The sequence below is a fragment of the Streptomyces tritici genome, from assembly GCF_048500665.1.
Lineage (GTDB): Bacteria > Actinomycetota > Actinomycetes > Streptomycetales > Streptomycetaceae > Streptomyces > Streptomyces tritici.
The window spans coordinates 931540-950617 of the sequence record NZ_CP183183.1; the positions used below are offsets into that span (position 1 = coordinate 931540).

At 72.1% G+C, this 19078-nt stretch carries 19 protein-coding genes; 1 reads left to right on the forward strand and 18 read right to left on the reverse strand.

Going from position 1 to position 19078, the window contains the following annotated elements; translation table 11 throughout:
• Positions 1–58: 58 nt before the first annotated feature.
• From carB to pyrR, 6 genes are all read right to left on the reverse strand, one after another.
• A complete protein-coding gene (gene carB, locus ACNJ93_RS04290; protein ID WP_418955977.1) occupies positions 59–3367 on the reverse strand; it encodes a carbamoyl-phosphate synthase large subunit in 3309 nt (1102 codons plus the stop codon).
• Positions 3360–4499, reverse strand: a complete 1140-nt coding sequence (gene carA / locus ACNJ93_RS04295) for a glutamine-hydrolyzing carbamoyl-phosphate synthase small subunit (RefSeq protein ID WP_418955978.1) — start codon at positions 4497–4499, stop codon at positions 3360–3362. The genes carB and carA overlap by 8 nt, the downstream gene beginning before the upstream one ends.
• Positions 4496–5074, reverse strand: coding sequence for a hypothetical protein (locus tag ACNJ93_RS04300; RefSeq protein ID WP_418955979.1), 579 nt, complete (start codon positions 5072–5074; stop codon positions 4496–4498). Before ACNJ93_RS04300 ends, carA begins: the two co-directional genes overlap by 4 nt.
• Positions 5071–6357 carry a dihydroorotase gene (locus ACNJ93_RS04305; RefSeq protein ID WP_418955980.1) on the reverse strand — a complete coding sequence of 429 codons (1287 nt, stop codon included), beginning with the start codon at positions 6355–6357 and terminating at the stop codon, positions 5071–5073. The genes ACNJ93_RS04300 and ACNJ93_RS04305 overlap by 4 nt, the downstream gene beginning before the upstream one ends.
• 2 nt (positions 6358–6359) lie before the next feature.
• Positions 6360–7340: an aspartate carbamoyltransferase catalytic subunit gene (locus ACNJ93_RS04310; RefSeq protein WP_418955981.1), complete on the reverse strand. Its 981-nt coding sequence runs from the start codon at positions 7338–7340 to the stop codon at positions 6360–6362.
• Positions 7341–7421: 81 nt separating this feature from the next.
• The gene (gene pyrR, locus ACNJ93_RS04315) at positions 7422–8000 is read right to left on the reverse strand and encodes a bifunctional pyr operon transcriptional regulator/uracil phosphoribosyltransferase PyrR (RefSeq protein ID WP_418955982.1); all 579 of its coding nucleotides are present in this window, start codon (positions 7998–8000) and stop codon (positions 7422–7424) included.
• 244 nt (positions 8001–8244) lie between these two features.
• Here pyrR and bldD point away from each other — a divergent pair, with 244 nt between their 5' ends.
• Positions 8245–8745: a transcriptional regulator BldD gene (gene bldD, locus ACNJ93_RS04320; protein ID WP_030607052.1), complete on the forward strand. Its 501-nt coding sequence runs from the start codon at positions 8245–8247 to the stop codon at positions 8743–8745.
• Positions 8746–8927: 182 nt separating this feature from the next.
• Here bldD and nusB read toward each other — a convergent pair whose 3' ends face one another.
• From nusB to ruvX, 12 genes are all read right to left on the reverse strand, one after another.
• Complete coding sequence (gene nusB / locus ACNJ93_RS04325) at positions 8928–9371, reverse strand: transcription antitermination factor NusB (RefSeq protein WP_418955983.1); 444 nt, start codon at positions 9369–9371, stop codon at positions 8928–8930.
• 2 nt (positions 9372–9373) lie between these two features.
• Entirely contained in the window at positions 9374–9940 is a 567-nt protein-coding gene (gene efp / locus ACNJ93_RS04330) for an elongation factor P (RefSeq protein ID WP_418955984.1), read from the reverse strand.
• Between the two features lie 49 nt (positions 9941–9989).
• On the reverse strand, positions 9990–11102 hold the full coding sequence (locus ACNJ93_RS04335) for an aminopeptidase P family protein (protein ID WP_418955985.1): 1113 nt from the start codon (positions 11100–11102) through the stop codon (positions 9990–9992).
• 82 nt (positions 11103–11184) lie between these two features.
• A complete protein-coding gene (locus tag ACNJ93_RS04340) occupies positions 11185–12117 on the reverse strand; it encodes an AAA family ATPase (protein WP_418961304.1) in 933 nt (310 codons plus the stop codon).
• A gap of 260 nt (positions 12118–12377) precedes the next feature.
• Positions 12378–12824 carry a type II 3-dehydroquinate dehydratase gene (gene aroQ / locus ACNJ93_RS04345; RefSeq protein ID WP_418955986.1) on the reverse strand — a complete coding sequence of 149 codons (447 nt, stop codon included), beginning with the start codon at positions 12822–12824 and terminating at the stop codon, positions 12378–12380.
• A complete protein-coding gene (gene aroB / locus ACNJ93_RS04350) occupies positions 12821–13918 on the reverse strand; it encodes a 3-dehydroquinate synthase (RefSeq protein ID WP_418955987.1) in 1098 nt (365 codons plus the stop codon). The genes aroQ and aroB overlap by 4 nt, the downstream gene beginning before the upstream one ends.
• Complete coding sequence (locus ACNJ93_RS04355) at positions 13915–14433, reverse strand: shikimate kinase (protein ID WP_418955988.1); 519 nt, start codon at positions 14431–14433, stop codon at positions 13915–13917. The genes aroB and ACNJ93_RS04355 overlap by 4 nt, the downstream gene beginning before the upstream one ends.
• Complete coding sequence (gene aroC, locus ACNJ93_RS04360) at positions 14430–15614, reverse strand: chorismate synthase (RefSeq protein WP_418955989.1); 1185 nt, start codon at positions 15612–15614, stop codon at positions 14430–14432. The genes ACNJ93_RS04355 and aroC overlap by 4 nt, the downstream gene beginning before the upstream one ends.
• Positions 15615–15726: 112 nt before the next feature.
• Positions 15727–15957 (reverse strand): hypothetical protein, encoded by a 231-nt coding sequence (locus ACNJ93_RS04365; protein WP_418955990.1) that lies wholly within the window; start codon positions 15955–15957, stop codon positions 15727–15729.
• The gene (locus ACNJ93_RS04370) at positions 15954–16781 is read right to left on the reverse strand and encodes a shikimate dehydrogenase (protein ID WP_418955991.1); all 828 of its coding nucleotides are present in this window, start codon (positions 16779–16781) and stop codon (positions 15954–15956) included. The genes ACNJ93_RS04365 and ACNJ93_RS04370 overlap by 4 nt, the downstream gene beginning before the upstream one ends.
• On the reverse strand, positions 16778–18514 hold the full coding sequence (gene mltG / locus ACNJ93_RS04375) for an endolytic transglycosylase MltG (RefSeq protein ID WP_418955992.1): 1737 nt from the start codon (positions 18512–18514) through the stop codon (positions 16778–16780). The genes ACNJ93_RS04370 and mltG overlap by 4 nt, the downstream gene beginning before the upstream one ends.
• A gap of 98 nt (positions 18515–18612) precedes the next feature.
• Complete coding sequence (gene ruvX, locus ACNJ93_RS04380) at positions 18613–19077, reverse strand: Holliday junction resolvase RuvX (RefSeq protein WP_418961305.1); 465 nt, start codon at positions 19075–19077, stop codon at positions 18613–18615.
• Between the last annotated feature and the right edge of the window lies 1 nt (position 19078).

Consider the following 19078-nt stretch of genomic DNA (forward strand, 5'->3'; position numbering starts at 1 on the left):
GTCATGAAGAGGGGGACACCGCGGGTCGTGCCGGTGTCCCCCTGCTTCGTTCGGGCTGCTAGTCGCGGGCCGCGGTCAGGTGCTCCGCGTGCTCCTGGAGGGACCGGACGCCCACGTCGCCGCGTCCGAGCGCGTCGATGCCCTGGACGGCCGCGGCGAGCGCCTGGACCGTGGTGAGGCACGGGACGCCGCGGGAGACCGCCGCCGTACGGATGTCGTAGCCGTCGAGGCGGCCGCCGGTGCCGTACGGGGTGTTGACGATCAGGTCGACCTGGCCGTCGTGGATCAGCTGGACGATGGTCTTCTCGCCGCCCGGGCCCTCGCCCTCGGACTGCTTGCGCACGACGGTCGCGTTGATGCCGTTGCGCTTGAGGACCTCGGCGGTGCCGGAGGTGGCGAGCAGCTCGAAGCCGTGCGCGACCAGCTCGCGGGCCGGGAAGATCATCGAGCGCTTGTCGCGGTTGGCGACCGAGACGAACGCGCGGCCCTTGGTGGGCAGCGGGCCGTACGCGCCGGCCTGCGACTTGGCGTACGCCGTGCCGAAGACCGAGTCGATGCCCATGACCTCGCCGGTGGAGCGCATCTCCGGGCCGAGGACGGTGTCCACGCCGCGGCCGTGGATGTCGCGGAAGCGGCTCCACGGCATCACGGCCTCCTTGACGGAGATCGGCGCGTCGAGCGGGAGCTCGCCGCCGTCGCCGGTCTTCGGCAGCAGGCCCTCCGCGCGCAGTTCGGCGATGGTGGCGCCCAGCGAGATGCGGGCGGCGGCCTTCGCCAGCGGCACCGCGGTGGCCTTCGAGGTGAAGGGCACGGTGCGGGAGGCGCGCGGGTTGGCCTCCAGGACGTAGAGGATGTCGCCGGCCATGGCGAACTGGATGTTGATCAGGCCGCGCACGCCGACGCCCTTGGCGATGGCCTCGGTCGAGGCGCGCAGCCGCTTGATGTCGAAGCCGCCGAGGGTGATCGGGGGCAGGGCGCAGGCCGAGTCGCCGGAGTGGATGCCGGCCTCCTCGATGTGCTCCATGACGCCGCCGAGGTAGAGCTCGTGGCCGTCGTAGAGCGCGTCGACGTCGATCTCGATCGCGTCGTCGAGGAAGCGGTCGACCAGGACCGGCCGGGTGGGGCTGATCTCGGTGGACTCGGCGATGTACTTCTCGAGGCGGGCCTCGTCGTACACGATCTCCATGCCGCGGCCGCCGAGCACGTACGAGGGGCGGACCAGGACCGGGTAGCCGATCTCGTCGGCGATGGCCTTGGCCTCGGCGAACGTCGTCGCGGTGCCGTGCTTGGGGGCGGGCAGGCCGGCCTCGGCGAGGACGCGGCCGAAGGCGCCGCGGTCCTCGGCGGCGTGGATGGCCTCCGGCGAGGTGCCGACGACGGGCACGCCGTTGTCCTTGAGCGCCTGGGACAGGCCCAGCGGGGTCTGTCCGCCGAGCTGGACGACCACGCCGGCGATCGGGCCGGCGAGGGACTCGGCGTGCACGATCTCCAGCACGTCCTCGAGCGTCAGCGGCTCGAAGTACAGGCGGTCGGAGGTGTCGTAGTCGGTGGAGACGGTCTCCGGGTTGCAGTTGACCATCACGGTCTCGTAGCCCGCGTCGCTGAGCGCGAAGGAGGCGTGGACGCAGGAGTAGTCGAACTCGATGCCCTGGCCGATGCGGTTCGGGCCGGAGCCCAGGATGATCACCGCGGGCTTCTCGCGCGGGGCGACCTCGCTCTCCTCGTCGTACGAGGAGTAGAAGTACGGGGTCTTGGCGGCGAACTCGGCGGCGCAGGTGTCGACGGTCTTGTAGACCGGGCGGACGCCGAGGGCGTGCCGGACCTCGCGGACGACGTCCTCGCGCAGCCCGCGGATCTCGGCGATCTGGGCGTCGGAGAAGCCGTGCCGCTTGGCCTCGGCGAGCAGCTCGGGGTCGAGCTTCTCGGCGGCGGCCAGTTCGTCGGCGATCTCCTTGATCAGGAAGAGCTGGTCGACGAACCACGGGTCGATCTTGGTGGCCTCGAAGACCTCCTCGGGCGTGGCGCCGGCGCGGATGGCCTGCATGACGGTGTTGATCCGGCCGTCGGTGGGGCGGACCGCCGCGAGCAGCAGTTCGGCCTTGTCGCCGGGCTCGCCGACGAAGGTGAACTGCGAGCCCTTCTTCTCCAGGGAGCGCAGGGCCTTCTGCAGGGCCTCGGTGAAGTTGCGGCCGATGGCCATGGCCTCGCCGACCGACTTCATGGTGGTGGTGAGGGTGGAGTCGGCCTGCGGGAACTTCTCGAAGGCGAAGCGCGGGGCCTTGACCACGACGTAGTCGAGGGTCGGCTCGAACGACGCCGGGGTCTGCTCGGTGATGTCGTTCGGGATCTCGTCCAGCGTGTAGCCGACGGCGAGCCGGGCGGCGATCTTGGCGATCGGGAAGCCGGTGGCCTTGGAGGCGAGCGCGGAGGAGCGGGAGACGCGCGGGTTCATCTCGATGACGATGACCCGGCCGTCCTCGGGGTTGACCGCGAACTGGATGTTGCAGCCGCCGGTGTCGACGCCGACCTCGCGGATGATCGCGATGCCGACGTCGCGGAGGATCTGGTACTCGCGGTCGGTGAGCGTCATCGCCGGGGCGACGGTGATCGAGTCGCCGGTGTGGACGCCCATCGGGTCGAAGTTCTCGATGGAGCAGACGACCACGACGTTGTCGTTCTTGTCGCGCATCAGCTCCAGCTCGTACTCCTTCCAGCCGAGGATGGACTCCTCCAGGAGCACCTCGGTGGTCGGGGAGAGCGTGAGGCCCTGGCCGGCGATGCGGCGCAGCTCCTCCTCGTCGTGGGCGAAGCCGGAGCCGGCGCCGCCCATCGTGAAGGAGGGGCGGACGACGACGGGGTAGCCGCCGAGGGTCTCGACGCCCTTGAGGACGTCGTCCATGGAGTGGCAGATGACCGAGCGGGCGGACTCGCCGTGGCCGATCTTGCGGCGGACCTCCTCGACGACCTCCTTGAAGAGGTCGCGGTCCTCGCCCTTGTGGATGGCCTGGACGTTGGCGCCGATGAGCTCGACGCCGTACTTCTCCAGGACGCCCTGCTCGTGCATGGAGATCGCGGTGTTGAGCGCGGTCTGGCCGCCGAGGGTGGGCAGCAGGGCGTCGGGGCGCTCCTTGGCGATGATCTTCTCGACGAACTCGGGGGTGATCGGCTCGACGTACGTGGCGTCGGCGATCTCCGGGTCGGTCATGATCGTGGCCGGGTTGGAGTTGACCAGGATGACGCGCAGGCCCTCGGACTTGAGGACCCGGCAGGCCTGGGTGCCGGAGTAGTCGAACTCGGCGGCCTGGCCGATGACGATCGGGCCGGAGCCGATGACCAGGACGGACTGGATATCGGTGCGCTTAGGCACGCTCGGCCTCCATCAGAGAAACGAAGCGGTCGAAGAGGTACGCGGCGTCGTGCGGGCCCGCGGCTGCTTCGGGGTGGTACTGGACGGAGAAGGCCGGCTGGTCGAGCAGCTGCAGCCCCTCCACGACGTCGTCGTTCAGGCACACGTGGGAGACCTCGGCGCGCCCGAAGGGCGTGTCGGAGACCTTGTCGAGGGGCGCGTCGACGGCGAAGCCGTGGTTGTGCGCGGTGACCTCGACCTTGCCGGTGGTGCGGTCCTGGACGGGCTGGTTGATGCCGCGGTGGCCGTACTTCAGCTTGTAGGTGCCGAAGCCGAGGGCGCGGCCGAGGATCTGGTTGCCGAAGCAGATGCCGAACAGCGGGGTCCTGCGGCGCAGGACCTCCTGCATGACGGCGACGGGGCCGTCGGCGGTGGCCGGGTCGCCCGGGCCGTTGGAGAAGAACACGCCGTCCGGGTTCACCGCGTAGACGTCGTCGGCGGTGGCGGTGGCGGGCAGCACGTGCACCTCGATGCCGCGCTCGGCCATGCGGTGCGGGGTCATGCCCTTGATGCCGAGGTCGACGGCGGCGACGGTGAACTTCTTCTCGCCGATCGCGGGGACGACGTACGGCTCCTTGGTGGCGACCTCGGCGGAGAGGTCGGCGCCGGTCATCTCGGGGGCCTTGCGGACCTCGGCGAGCATGGCGCCCTCGTCGGGCAGGGAGTCGCCGGAGAAGATGCCGACGCGCATGGCGCCGCGCTCGCGCAGGTGGCGGGTGAGGGCGCGGGTGTCGATGCCGGAGATGCCGACGACGCCCTGGCGGTCCAGCTCCTCGTCCAGGGAGCGCCGGGAGCGCCAGTTGGACGGGACGCGGGCGGGGTCGCGGACGACGTAGCCGGAGACCCAGATCCGGCCGGACTCGGGGTCCTCGTCGTTGACGCCGGTGTTGCCGACGTGCGGGGCGGTCATCACGACGACCTGGCGGTGGTAGGAGGGGTCGGTGAGGGTCTCCTGGTAGCCGGTCATGCCGGTGGAGAACACCGCCTCGCCGAAGGTCACCCCCACGGCCCCGTAGGCGCGGCCGCGGAAGATGCGGCCGTCCTCCAGGACGAGTACGGCGGGAGCCTTGGCTCCCCGGGTGGAGGTCGTCATCGTGCGGTGCCTTCCGTCGTGCTTGCGTGCTTCGTGTGGTTCATGGAGTTGACGGCCTCGACCCAGGCGGCGTGCTCGGCCGCGGTGTCGGACCGGAAGCCGGAGTCGAGCAGCCGGTCGCCGTGCGCCCAGGTGACGATCAGCAGTCCGCCCTCGGCGAGGACCTTGCCGGCGATGCCCTTGTCGAGGCGGGCCTCGCGCAGGGCCGCGGCGGGGACGAAGAAGTCGTTCGCGCCGGGGCGGACGACCACCAGGCCCTGGTCGGTCAGGGTCAGCTCGACCCGGCTGCGGGTGCCGAGTCCGTGCGCGACGATCCGGTCGAGCCACTGGCCGGCGGTCGTCGAGCCGTAGTAGCGCCCGCTGAGCTCCAGTCTCGCCGGACCGGGGTCCTCCGGCACGGCGGGGAGCTCGGGCAGTCCGGACTGGAGGCTGCCGCGCCATTTCCATCCCTGGCGCATCAGCCAGTAGACGAAGGCGATGAAGATCAGCAGTCCGGCGACCCAGCCGAGCCGCGCGGCCCAGTCGGTCACCTCCGCCGACCTGGGTTCCGCTGCCAGATTGATGAGTGGTGTCACGCCAGCTTCCCGTCCACGACCGTCGCGCGGCCCCGCAGGAAGGTGTGGGTGACGCGCCCCGGCAGCTCGCGGCCCTCGTACGGGGTGTTGCGGCTGCGGGAGGCGAAGCCCGCGGGGTCCACGGCTCCACGGTATGCCGGATCGACCAGCGTGAGGTTGGCGGGCTCACCAGCCGAGACGGGCCGGCCGTGGCCCTCGGCGCGGCCGATGCGGGCCGGGGCGAAGGACATGCGGTCGGCGACGCCGGCCCAGTCGAGCAGCCCGGTCTCGACCATCGTCTGCTGGACGACCGAGAGCGCGGTCTCCAGGCCGACCATGCCCATGGCGGCGGCGGCCCACTCGCAGTCCTTGTCCTCGTGCGGGTGCGGGGCGTGGTCGGTGGCGACGATGTCGATCGTGCCGTCGGCCAGGGCCTCGCGCAGGGCCAGCACGTCGCGCTCGGTGCGCAGCGGCGGGTTGACCTTGTAGACCGGGTTGTACGAGCGGACCAGCTCGTCGGTGAGGAGCAGGTGGTGCGGGGTGACCTCGGCGGTGACGTCGATGCCGCGGGACTTGGCCCAGCGGACGATCTCGACGGAGCCGGCCGTGGAGAGGTGGCAGATGTGCACGCGGGAGCCGACGTGCTCGGCGAGGAGCACGTCGCGGGCGATGATCGACTCCTCGGCGACGGCGGGCCAGCCGCCGAGGCCCAGCTCCGCGGAGACGACGCCCTCGTTCATCTGGGCGCCCTCGGTGAGGCGGGGCTCCTGGGCGTGCTGGGCGATGACGCCGCCGAAGGCCTTCACGTACTCCAGGGCGCGGCGCATGATTACGGCGTCGTCGACGCACTTGCCGTCGTCGGAGAAGACGGTGACGCCGGCGGCGGAGTCGTGCATGGCGCCGAGCTCGGCGAGCTTCTTGCCCTCCAGGCCGACGGTGACGGCGCCGATGGGCTGCACGTCGCAGTAGCCGCTCTCCTTGCCGAGCCGGTAGACCTGCTCGACGACGCCGGCGGTGTCGGCGACCGGGAAGGTGTTGGCCATCGCGAAGACGGCGGTGTAGCCGCCGGCCGCGGCGGCGCGGGTGCCGGTGAGGACGGTCTCGGAGTCCTCGCGGCCGGGCTCGCGCAGGTGGGTGTGCAGGTCGACCAGGCCGGGCAGCAGGATCCGGCCCTCGGCCTCGATCACCTGGGCGTCCCCGGCCGACAGGCCGGTGCCGACCTCGGCGATGGTCTCGCCGTCGATCAGGACGTCCTGCGGCTCGCCGCCGAGCACCTTCGCACCGCGGATCAGGATCTTGCTCATGCTTACTTGTTCTCCTCGGTGCGGTGGGTGGTGACGGCGGGCTCGTTGCCGCCCAGAAGCAGGTAGAGGACGGCCATGCGGATGGAGACGCCGTTGGCGACCTGCTCGACGACCGTGCAGCGGTCGGAGTCGGCGACCTCGGCAGTGATCTCCATGCCGCGGACCATGGGGCCGGGGTGCATGACGATGGCGTGCTCGGGCATCCTCGCCATCCGTTCGCCGTCGAGCCCGTACCGCCGCGAGTACTCGCGCTCGGTGGGGAAGAAGGCCGCGTTCATCCGCTCGCGCTGCACACGCAGCATCATCACCGCGTCGGACTTCGGCAGCACCTCGTCGAGGTCGTAGGAGATCGCGCAGGGCCAGCTCTCGACGCCGACCGGGACCAGGGTCGGCGGGGCGACGAGGGTGACCTCGGCGCCGAGGGTGTGCAGCAGGTCGACGTTGGACCGGGCGACCCGGCTGTGCAGCACGTCGCCCACGAGGGTGATCCGCTTGCCGGCCAGGTCCTGGCCGAGTCCGGCGTCGGGGCCGATGAGGCGGCGGCGCATGGTGAAGGCGTCGAGCAGGGCCTGGGTGGGGTGCTGGTGGGTGCCGTCGCCGGCGTTGATGACGGGGGCGTCGATCCAGCCGGAGGTGGCCAGGCGGTACGGGGCGCCGGAGGCGCCGTGCCGGATGACGACGGCGTCGACGCCCATGGCCTCCAGGGTCTGGGCGGTGTCCTTGAGGGACTCGCCCTTGGAGACGCTGGAGCCCTTGGCCGCGAAGTTGATCACGTCGGCGGAGAGGCGCTTCTCGGCGGCCTCGAAGGAGATCCGGGTGCGGGTGGAGTCCTCGAAGAAGAGGTTGCAGATCGTGCGGCCGCGCAGCGCGGGCAGCTTCTTGATCGGCCGGTCGGCCACCCGGGCCATCTCCTCGGCGGTGTCGAGGATCAGGACGGCGTCGTCGCGGGTGAGGTCGGCGGCCGAGATGAGGTGACGCATCATCGGGGTGTGCTCCGTGGTGTGGAGGTGTGACGGGCTGCGGGCGCGCAGGGGTGTGCCCCTGGGCCCGGCGGGGAGCCGGTCCTAGGCGGAGGCGGGCTTGCTGCCGAGCAGCACGGTGTCGCGACCGTCCTCCTCGGCGAGCTGCACCTTGACCGTCTCCCGCAGCGACGTGGGGAGGTTCTTGCCGACGTAGTCGGCGCGGATGGGCAGCTCGCGGTGGCCGCGGTCGACGAGGACGGCGAGCTGGACGGCGCGCGGGCGGCCGATGTCGCCGAGCGCGTCGAGCGCGGCGCGGATGGTGCGGCCGGAGAAGAGCACGTCGTCGACCAGGACGACCAGGCGGCCGTCGAGGCCGTCACCGGGGATGTCGGTGCGGCCGAGGGCGCGGGCGGGCTTCATCCGCAGGTCGTCGCGGTACATCGTGATGTCGAGGGAGCCGACCGGGATCTTCCGTCCGGTGATCTCCGCGAGCTTGTCGGCCAGCCGGCGGGCGAGGAACACGCCCCGGGTGGGAATGCCGAGGAGCACCACGTCGTCGGCGCCCTTGGCGCGCTCGACGATCTCGTGGGCGATACGGGTCAGGACCCGGGCGATGTCCGGGGCTTCGAGCACGGGGCGTGCCGTGCCGGACTCCTGGGTGTCCTGCTGCTGTGCGTCCATGAAAAACGGACCTCCTTCTCCGCCTCACGGGACGGTTCTTAAAGGACGTCTGATGTGCGCCGTCAACCCTACCAGGGGCGGACGGCGGTTCCGTCCGCGCCCCGGCGCCGTTCCGTGCCCCGTCCCCCGGGAGGGGGCGGTATGGACCATTCGGCTTGACGGAGCCAAGTAACGCTGCGTAACCTCACAGTGAGTTACCAGCCGCGCGGCGCAGCCGCATGTCGTCACAGCGTCCGGGAGCGTTATGTCCAGCGAATACGCAAAGCAGCTCGGGGCCAAGCTCCGGGCGATCCGCACCCAGCAGGGGCTCTCCCTCCATGGTGTGGAGGAGAAGTCCCAGGGGCGCTGGAAGGCCGTCGTCGTAGGCTCGTACGAGCGTGGTGACCGTGCGGTGACCGTGCAGCGTCTGGCCGAGCTGGCGGACTTCTACGGCGTCCCGGTGCAGGAGCTGCTGCCGGGCACGACCCCCGGCGGAGCGGCCGAGCCGCCGCCGAAGCTCGTCCTCGACCTGGAGCGCCTGGCGCACGTCCCCGCGGAGAAGGCCGGACCGCTCCAGCGCTACGCGGCGACGATCCAGTCGCAGCGCGGCGACTACAACGGCAAGGTGCTGTCGATCCGCCAGGACGACCTGCGCACCCTCGCCGTCATCTACGACCAGTCGCCCTCGGTGCTCACCGAGCAGCTGATCAGCTGGGGCGTCCTGGACGCGGACGCGCGTCGTGCCGTCGCGCACGAGGAGAGCTGAGTCCAGCGACTCCGCAGTAGCAGAAACGTGCCGCCGGGGCGGCGGGAAGGCGTACGGCCTCTCCCGCCGCCCCGGCGGCGTTTTTGTGCGGCCTTTGTACGGCCTTGCCCGGACACGGCGAAGGGGCCCGCGGCACACCAGGTGCTGCGGGCCCCTTCGACTGCCGGGGCGGGACGGACGGACTAGGCGTCCGCCTCGGCATCCCGGCGAAGACGCGGCTTCAGGTCCTTGAAGCGCGCCAGCAGGCCGTTGACGAAGGTCGGCGACTCGTCGGTGGAGAACTCCTTGGCGAGCTGCACCGCCTCGTCGATCGCCACCGCGTCCGGAGTGCCGTCCTCCCAGATCAGCTCGTACGCGCCGAGGCGCACGATGTTCCGGTCGGCGGCCGGCATCCGGTCGAGGTCCCAGTCCACCGCGTAGGTGGCGATCAGCTCGTCGATGCGCGCGACGTGCCGCGCGTATCCCTCCACGAGCTGCATGGTGAACTCGTTGACCGGCGGCTGACGGTCGTCGGACCGCGCGTGCCGTACCCAGTCCGCGAGGACCTCCTGCACGGACGCGCCGCGCTGGTCGGCCTCGAAGAGGATCTGGAAGGCCCGCTTACGGGCCTTGCTACGGGCAGCCACGGTTAGTCGTTCACCCGGCCGAGGTAGGCGCTGGTACGGGTGTCGACCTTGACCTTCTCGCCGGTGGTCACGAAGAGCGGGACCTGGATCTGGTGACCGGTCTCCAGGGTGGCGGGCTTGGTGCCACCGGTGGAGCGGTCGCCCTGGACGCCCGGCTCGGTCTCCTGGATGGTGAGCTCGACGGCGGCCGGGAGCTCGACGTAGAGCACCTCGCCCTCGTGCCGCGCGACCGTGGCGTTGAAGCCCTCGATCAGGAAGTTCGCGGCGTCGCCGACTGCCTTGCGGTCGACGTGCAGCTGGTCGTAGGTCTCCATGTCCATGAAGACGAAGTACTCGCCGTCCATGTAGGAGAACTGCATGTCGCGGCGGTCGATGGTGGCGGTGTCGACCTTCACGCCGGCGTTGAAGGTCTTGTCGACGACCTTGCCGGACAGCACGTTCTTGAGCTTGGTGCGCACGAAGGCGGGGCCCTTGCCGGGCTTGACGTGCTGGAACTCGACGACGGACCAGAGCTGGCCGCCTTCGAGCTTGAGCACCATGCCGTTCTTGAGGTCGTTCGTGGAAGCCACGGTTGCGGAATCTCCTGGACTGACGTGGGACCGGGGAGGGGTACGCGCCCTACAGCGCGAGCAGCTCCTTGGTCGTGATGGTGAGTAGCTCGGGTCCGCCGTCCGCCTCCTGGCGTACGACGAGCGTGTCATCGATCCGGACCCCGCCCCGGCCCGGGAGGTGGACCCCCGGTTCGACGGTGACCGGCACACAAGCGTCCAGTTTACCCATGGCGGAGGGTGCGAGCTGCGGGTCCTCGTCGATTTCCAGGCCCACGCCGTGCCCGATCCGGGGCTCGACCGCCTCGCCGTGACCGCCGCCGTCCAGGATCTGGCGGGCCGCCCGGTCCACGTCGCGGTACTCCGCTCCGGGCGCGAGCGCCTCCCGGCCGGCCCGCTGAGCGGCGAAGACCAGGTCGTACAGCTCGATCTGCCAGTCCGCGGGCGTGGTGCCGATGACGAAGGTCCGGCCGATCTCGGAGCGGTAGCCGCGGTAGTTCGCGCCCAGGCAGACGGAGAGGAAGTCGCCCTCCTCCACCCGTCGGTCGGTGGGGCGGTGGCCGCTGCGCCCGGAGTTCGGGCCGGTGCCGACGGAGGTCGGGAAGGCCGCGCCGTCCGCGCCGTGGTCGACCAGGCGGCGTTCCAGCTCCAGGGCGAGATGCCGCTCGGTGCGGCCGACGAGGATCGACTCCAGCAGCTCCCCCAGCGCCTGGTCGGCGATCTCCGCGGCGATCCGCAGACAGGCGATCTCGTCCTCGTCCTTGACGATCCGCAGCTGTTCGACGGCGCCGGCGAGATCGGCGAGCCGGAGCTTCGGGGCGACCGAGCCCATGGCGCGGTGCCGGGCCACGGTCAGGTGGTGCTCCTCGACCGCGAGCGAGTCGGCCCCGGCTCTGCGGGCCTCGTCGACGGCGGCGACGGCCGGATCGCCGAGGGCGGCGCCGGGCGTCAGCAGGGTCAGCCGCAGATCCTCGTCGAGGCGGCCCTGGGCGGGATCGCCGCCGGGCGCGACGGGGCAGAGCAGCACGTCCTCCGCGGGGCCGAGGAGCAGCACCGCGCCGGGGGGCGAACCGCCCGCGAGGTAGCGGACGTTGGCGGGGCGGGAGACCAGGGCCGCCGTGCTGCCGGCGGCCGCGCAGCGGTCGCGCAGCCGGACACGGCGGTCCGCGTACACCTGTGACATGTTCCGAGCCTACGAGCGTCGGCCCGACCCGGCCCGTCGTGAGGTCCGACCGGGGAGCGCCCGGGGGCGGGCGCGGCCCCGGCTACCAGCTCGGCGGGCTGGCTATGGAGCGGGCCAGGACCTCGTCGAGGACGCGGGCGGTGGTCTCCACGTCGTACTTGGAGTTGTCGATGATCGGCAGGCCGGAGCCGTACCAGCCCGCCATCCGGCCGTGGATGGAGGCGACCTCCTCGTCGGAGAGCCGCCGGTTGCCGCTGCGCTCGGCGTTGCGCTCCAGGACGATCTCCAGGCCCGGCAGCAGGACGACGGGCAGGAGCCCGGGGCCGACGTGCCGCTTCCAGCCGCCGAGGCCGACGACCGGCCGGTCGGGGAAGACCGCGTCGTCGAGGATGCAGGAGATGCCGTTGGCGAGGAAGTTGCGCGCGGCGAAGCCGCAGGTGCGGCGGGCGAGGCGGTACTGCGCCTCGGAGTTCTCGTTCCAGCCCTTCTGCGGGTCGGCGAAGCCGGAGCAGACCCATTCGCGCACGTCGTCGAGGCTGATGTGCGCGGTGGGCACCCGGCGGCTGCGGGCCCAGTGCCGGGCGACGGTGGTCTTCCCTGCCCCGGCGGGGCCGATGAGCAGCACGGCCAGCGTCGCGTTGCCGGTGCCGAACTCGACGGCCGGCGGGGCGGGCATGGCGACGGGCCCGCCGGGCGGCAGCGGGATGTGCCCGGTGGTGTCCCTGGGCATGCCGCTCCCCCAGGCCGGGCCGGGGTGGGGCGCCTGCTGGCCGGGCGGCGGGACGGGCGCGCCGGGGTGCGGCGGCTGGGCGCCGTGCGGGGGCTGCGGGGGCGGCGGGGCGGATGCTCCCGGGTGCGGGGGCTGCGGGGCGGCGGGGCCGCCGGGGTGCTGACCCGCGTACGGCTGCGGGGGTTGCTGGGGCTGCTGGGGTGCGCCGCCCGGCGCCGCCGGCCGGGGCGGTACGGGCGGGGGCCCGGCCGGGCCGGGCGCGGAGGCGGCCCGGATGACCTGCAGCCGGGCCGTCGGCTCCTGGTCGCCCTGCGGGCCGGGCGCGGCTGCCTGCGCGTCGGCGGGAGGCAGGGGCGCACCTGGCGGCGAGGCCGCCGGGGACTGGTGGGCCGTGGGCGGCCAGCCGCCCGACTCCGGCGGCAGAGCCCCCATCCCGTGCTGCATCCGGTGCCACTCCGTCTCGCTCGTACGTCCGATGCCTCCGGGCACGGTACCGCCCCCGGCGCTCCCAGGGGGAACGGCCGGGGGCGGTCCGAAGTGCCCGTTCAGCCAGTGAGCTCCTCGGCGAGCGCACGCAGGGCGAGCCGGTACGAGCCGATGCCGAAGCCCGCGATGGTGCCGCTGGCGACGGCGGCGACCACCGAGGTGTGCCGGAATTCCTCCCGTGTGTACGGGTTCGAGATGTGCACCTCGATCAGCGGCGCGGTCCGCTGGGCGGCCGCGTCCCGCATCCCGTACGAGTAGTGCGTGAACGCACCGGGGTTGAGAACGACCGGAATCGAACCGTCCGCGGCCTCGTGCAGCCAGCGGATCATCTCGCCCTCGTCGTTGGTCTCGCGCACCTCGACGTCGAGCCCGAGCTCGGCGCCGAGCTCCTGGCAGGACTCCACCAGGCCCTTGTACGACGTGGCCCCGTAGATGTCCGGCTCGCGGGAGCCGAGCCGGCCGAGGTTGGGCCCGTTGAGGACGAGCACCCGTCGCAGCTCGCTCACGCGGACACCTCGCCGTACGCGGCCATCAGCACGGCCGGGTCGGGGCCCTCCAGGACGGTGGGCTTGGCGAGGCCGTCGAGCACGATGAACCGCAGCAGGTCGCCGCGGGACTTCTTGTCGACCTTCATGGTCTCCAGGAGCTTGGGCCACTGGTCGCCGCGGTAGGTGAGCGGCAGGCCGACGGACTCGAGGACCGCGCGGTGCCGGTCGGCGGTGGCGTCGTCGAGCCGGCCGGCCAGCCGGCCGAGCTCGGCCGCGAAGACCATGCCGACGGAGACGGCCGCGCCGTGCCGCCACTTGTACCGCTCGTTCTTCTCGATGGCGTGGGCCAGGGTGTGCCCGTAGTTGAGGATCTCCCGCAGGCCCGACTCCTTGAGGTCGCTGGAGACCACGTCCGCCTTGACCTGGATGGAGCGCACGATCAGTTCGGCGGTGTGCGGTCCGGCGGGCGTGCGTGCGGCGGCGGGGTCGGCCTCGATCAGTTCGAGGATCCTCGGGTCGGCGATGAAGCCGGCCTTGATGATCTCGGCGAGCCCGCTCACGTAGTCGTGGACGGGCAGCGAGTCCAGCGCCGCGAGGTCGCAGAGCACGCCGGCCGGCGGGTGGAACGCGCCGACGAGGTTCTTGCCCTCGGCGGTGTTGATGCCGGTCTTGCCGCCGACGGCCGCGTCGACCATCGCGAGGACGGTGGTGGGCACCGCGATCCAGCGCACTCCGCGCAGCCAGGTCGCCGCGACGAACCCGGCCAGGTCGGTGGTGGCCCCGCCGCCGACGCCGACGATCACGTCGGTGCGGGTGAAGCCGGTCTGGCCGAGGGCCTTCCAGCAGTAGGCGGCGACCTCGGCGGTCTTGGCCTCCTCCGCGTTCGGCACCTGGATGGCGACGGCCTCGTAGCCCTGGTCCGCCAGGTCGGCGCGCAGGGCCTCGCCGGTCTCGGCCAGCGCCTCGGGGTGGATCACCGCGACACGCTTGGCCCTGTCGCCGATGAGGCTGCCGAGCTCGCCGAGCAGCTGCCGGCCGACCAGCACGTCGTACGGATCGTGTCCGGCGCTTCCGCCGACGTGGATCCGCGTCACCTGGTCCTGCTCCGTCATTCGTCCTTCAACTCCAGTGCGTCGAGGACCGCCTGGGCGACCTCTTCGGGGGTGCGGTCGTCGGTGGGGACGACGGCGCGGGCGACTTCGATGTAGAGGTGGCGGCGCGCCTCCATCAGCTCGCGCCACTGCCGGCGCGGGTTGATCGCGAGCAGCGGGCGGGCGGCGCCGAGGCCGACCCGGCGGACGGCCTCCTCGACGTCCATCGACAGATAGACGACGGGGAGCCCGGAGAGCAGCTCGCGGGTGCCGGCGTCGAGGATCGCGCCGCCGCCGAGGGCGAGGACGCCCTCGTGCTCGGCCACGGCCCTGGCGACCGCCGCGCGCTCCAGCGCGCGGAAGTGCTCCTCGCCGTCCTCCACGAAGATGTCGGAGATCTCGCGGCCCTCGGCGGCGACGATGTCGGCGTCGGTGTCCCGGTAGGGCGCGCCGAGCCGCTCGGCGAGCAGCGCGCCCACGGTGGACTTGCCGGAGCCCATCGGTCCGACCAGGACGACGAGCGGTCCGCCGGTCACCGGATGTGCAGGTTGTCGAGGTACGACTGCACGTTGCGGCGGGTCTCGGCGACCGAGTCGCCGCCGAACTTCTCCAGGACGGCGTCGGCGAGCACGAGCGCGACCATCGCCTCGGCGACGATGCCGGCGGCCGGGACGGCGCAGACGTCGGAGCGCTGGTGGTGGGCCGCGGCGGCCTCGCCGGTGGCGACGTCGACGGTGGCCAGGGCGCGGGGCACGGTCGCGATCGGCTTCATGGCGGCGCGGACGCGCAGCAGTTCGCCGGTGGTCAAGCCGCCCTCGGTGCCGCCGGAGCGGCCGGTGGAGCGCCGGATGCCGTCGTCGGTCTTCACGATCTCGTCGTGCGCCTTCGAGCCGGGCACGCGGGCGAGCTCGAAGCCGTCGCCGACCTCGACGCCCTTGATGGCCTGGATGCCCATGAGCGCGGCGGCCAGGCGTGCGTCGAGCCGGCGGTCCCAGTGGACGTGCGAGCCGAGGCCGACGGGCACGCCGTACGCGAGGACCTCGACGACGCCGCCGAGGGTGTCGCCGTCCTTGTGGGCCTGGTCGATCTCGGCGACCATCGCCTTCGACGCGTCGGCGTCGAGGCAGCGGACCGGGTCGGCGTCGAGCTTCTCGACGTCGGCGGGGGTCGGGTAGACGCCGTACGGGGCCTTGGCCGCGGCCAGCTCGACCACATGGCTGACGATCTCGATGCCGGCGGCCTCCTTGAGGAAGGACCGGGCGACGGCGCCGAGGGCCACGCGGGCGGCGGTCTCCCGGGCGCTGGCGCGCTCCAGGATCGGCCGGGCCTCGTCGAAGCCGTACTTCTGCATGCCGGCGAGGTCGGCGTGGCCGGGGCGGGGCCGGGTCAGGGGCGCGTTGCGGCCCGTCTCCTTGAGCTCCGAGGGGTCGACGGGGTCCGCCGACATGACCTTCTCCCACTTGGGCCACTCGGTGTTGCCGACCATGACCGCCACGGGCGAGCCGAGGCTGAGGCCGTGCCGGACGCCGCCGAGGAAGGTGACCTCGTCCTGCTCGAACTTCATCCGGGCGCCGCGACCATAGCCGAGGCGCCGCCGTGCGAGGTGGTCCGCCACCAGCTCGGTGGTGACGGGGACGCCGGCGGGAAGACCCTCCAGCGTCGCGACCAGCGCGGGTCCGTGGGACTCCCCAGCGGTCAGCCAACGCAACCTGCTCAACGATGCTCCTCTGCTCGCGCCTGGCACTGCGACGGCGCGACCGGGTGCGCGGCCCTGGTCCGCCAGCTCCGATCCTCCCACGTCCGAGCCCCCGACCAGCCCGCCGGTCCAGCTATCGGACGCGTACCTCGTCAGATCCGGACGCCGCGAGGGCGCGGGTGCGGCGGGAGCGGCTGCGGAGCCAGCCGGCGAGGAAGGCGGCGCCGACCAGTCCGGCGAGGCTGATCTTCACCCAGTCGGGCAGGCCGCCGAAGGCGATGCGCAGCCCGGCGACGATCCAGTGGCCGGCGTCGAAGACGGCGTCCCAGCGGGACGCCAGGACTATCTCGCCGCGCGCGCTCACCGGGCCGCCAGCGCGGATTCGCCCGCGGCACGCATCGCCGCGAGGGGGGCCTCGGCGACGCCGGTCATCTGCTCGACCTGGAGCACGGCCTGGTGGACGAGCAGGTCGAGCCCGCCGACGACCCGGCCGCCGCGGTCGGCCCAGGCGGCGGCGAGGGCGGTGGGCCAGGGGTCGTACAGCACGTCGAAGAGGGTGCCGGGCGCGTCGGGCACGGCGTCGGCGAGGCCGTCCGTCGTCCCGGCGGGCGTGGTGGCGACGACCAGCGGCGCTTCGAGGGCCCGCGCCGCGTCGTCCCAGGCTTCCGTGCGGACGTCGACGGCGAGCCGCTCGCCCCAGGCGCGCATCTCGGCCGCGCGGGCCTCGCTGCGGACGTACGCGGTGACCGGCCCGGAGCAGATCCGGGCGAGGGCGGCGAGCGCGGAGGAGGCGGTGGCGCCGGCGCCGAGGATCGCCGCGGACTCCACCTTCTCGACGCCCCGCTCGCGCAGGGCGGCGATCATGCCGGGGATGTCGGTGTTGTCGCCGTGCCGGGTGCCGTCCTCGCGGAACACCACCGTGTTGACGGCCTCGACGGAGCGGGCCGTCTCGCTGACCGTGTCGAGCAGCGGGATGATCGCCCGCTTGAGCGGCATGGTCAGCGACAGGCCGGCCCAGGTGTCGTCCAGTTCGGCGACGAACCCCGGCAGTGCCGCCTCGTCGACCTCGAAGCGGTCGTACGACCAGTCGTCGAGCCCCAGTTCCGCGTACGCGGTGCGGTGCAGCACCGGCGAGAGCGAGTGGGCGATCGGCGAGCCGAGCACGGCGGCGCGGCGCGGTGTGGTCATCGGTTGTTCCTCGTCTTGTTGAACTCCTGGACGAGCTTCTGGTGCTCCTCGTTCGTCCGGGAGAACTTCGAGGTCTTCCCGTCGATCGAGATGAAGTAGTACCAGCCGTCGCTCGTCGGGCTGAGCACGCCCTGCAGGGCCTCGGGGCCGGGGTTGCCGATCGGGCCGGGAGGGAGCCCTCGGTAGTAGTACGTGTTGTACGGGTTGTCGAACTTCCGGAGCTCTTCGAGCGTGAGGTCGATCTTGCTCTGGTTCTTGATGTAGTTGTACGTGGAGTCGAACTCGAGCCTGCCCCACGTCTGGGGGTTGTCGCGCTTGAGCCGGTTGTAGATGACCTCGGCCATCTTCTTGAAGTCGTCGTGCGAGGTGCCCTCGGCCTGGACGAGGCTCGCGGCGGTGAGCAGTTCCCAGGGGCTGTCGACGCCGACGGACTTCGCCTTGGACTCCAGCTCGAGCTTGGTGAACTCGGCGTTCGCCGCGCTCACCATCTTCCTCAGGACGTCCTCCGGCTTGTTGCCCTTGGCCACCGGGTAGCTGCCCGGGTACAGGAAGCCCTCCAGCGGGTCCTTCACGTTCTTGTGGTTCAACGCCCAGGCGGGCAGGCCGAGTTCCTTGACCTTCGCCTTGGCGACACCCTGCGTGGTGCCCTTGTCCAGGTCGAGACGCTTGTCGATCTCCTCGTAGACCTTGATGTTGCGCATGCCGGGGAAGAGAACGAAGGCGTTCTGGCTGGCCGGGTTCAGCATCAGCTCGATCGCGCTCGCCGCCGACATCCCCTTCTTCAGGGTGTAGACGCCGGCCTGGAGCGAGAGGCCCTTGGGGTGCTTCTGCTGGGCCGAGACGAAGGCGTCGACGCTCTTGACGACGCCGGCCCGCTTCAGGATGTTGCCGATCTCGTAGCCGCCGGCGTTCTTCGGGATCTCGACCTGGACGGAACCGCTGCCGGTGCCCTCGAAGTCCTCGGCGCCGCCGAACTGGCCCTGCCAGAACTGGTAGCCGACGTAGCCGACACCGCCGACGCCGCCGATCAGGACGAGCGCGACGAACAGGCAGGCGACGCCGTTGCGGCCCTTCTTCTGGCCCTTGCCGCGGCGGTCACGGCCGCCGCCGCGGGTGGACCGGGCGTCCGGTTCGTCGTCGTACCCGTCCTCGTCGAGCTCCGGCTCGGCGCTGCGGCCGCGCCGGCGGCGGGGCTGCTCGGGGGCGTCCTCGCCGGTGAAGAACGGGTGGTTCTCCTCCTCCGGCTCCTCCTGCTGCCAGTCGGTCACCGGCTCCGGCGGCGTCTGCCGCCGGCCCGGGGGCTGCGGCGGCGGGTACGCCTCGGGGGTGCCGTACAGGTCCTGCGGAGGGGCCGCGCCGTACGGGTCGGCGGGCGGCGCGCCGTAGGGCATGGCCTGGTGCTGGCCGGTGTCCCAGCCGCCGTCGTACGGCTGTGCGGGATACCCGGGCGTGTCGTAGCCCTGCCCTGTGGCGTACGCCTGCGTGTCGCCGTACTGCTGCTGACCGCCGTACGTGTCGTACTGCTGGTGCTGCGTGTCGTACTGCTGGGGGTGCTGCGCCTGAGGGTGCTGCTCCCCGGCGTAGCCGTGCTGCCCGTACGGGTCCTGCGCGCCGTAGTCCGCCTGCTGCGGCTGCTGCGGGTACTGCTGCTGGCCTCCCCACCCCTGGTCCCCGTACAAGGGGTCCTCGGGGTGCCACGGTTCGGAGCCGGGGCTCCGGCCATACTCAGTCATCGATCCCCAAACAGCCGCGAGGCTTCCGGACGATCCGCCTCTACGTCGTGCGGCAGTTGTTCGAACGCCGCATCGCGCGGAACGTTACCGTATCGCGATCAGATGACCACTTCGACGCCCTCGCCAGGCGGATTACCTGATACCCGTTCGGACTCAAGAGCGTTCTGAAGGATGATCACAGCGGCGGCCTGGTCGATCACCGAGCGTCCCTTTTTCGACTTCACCCCCGAGGCGCGCAGGCCCTGAGTGGCCGTCACCGTCGTCATCCGCTCGTCGACGAGCCGCACCGGGACGGGCTTGATGCCCCGGGCGAGCTCCTGTGCGAAGGTCCGCACCTTGGTGGCCGCGGGGCCCTCCCGCCCGCTCAGGGAGCGGGGAAGGCCCACGACGACCTCGATCGGCTCGTACTCCTCGACGAGCTGCCGCAGCCGCCGGTGGGCGGCCGGGACGTCCCGTCCCGGCACGGTCTCCACCGGGGTCGCGAGGACCCCGTCGGGGTCGCACGAGGCGACCCCGATCCGGGCGTCCCCGACGTCGACGGCGAGCCGTCGTCCGCGTCGCATG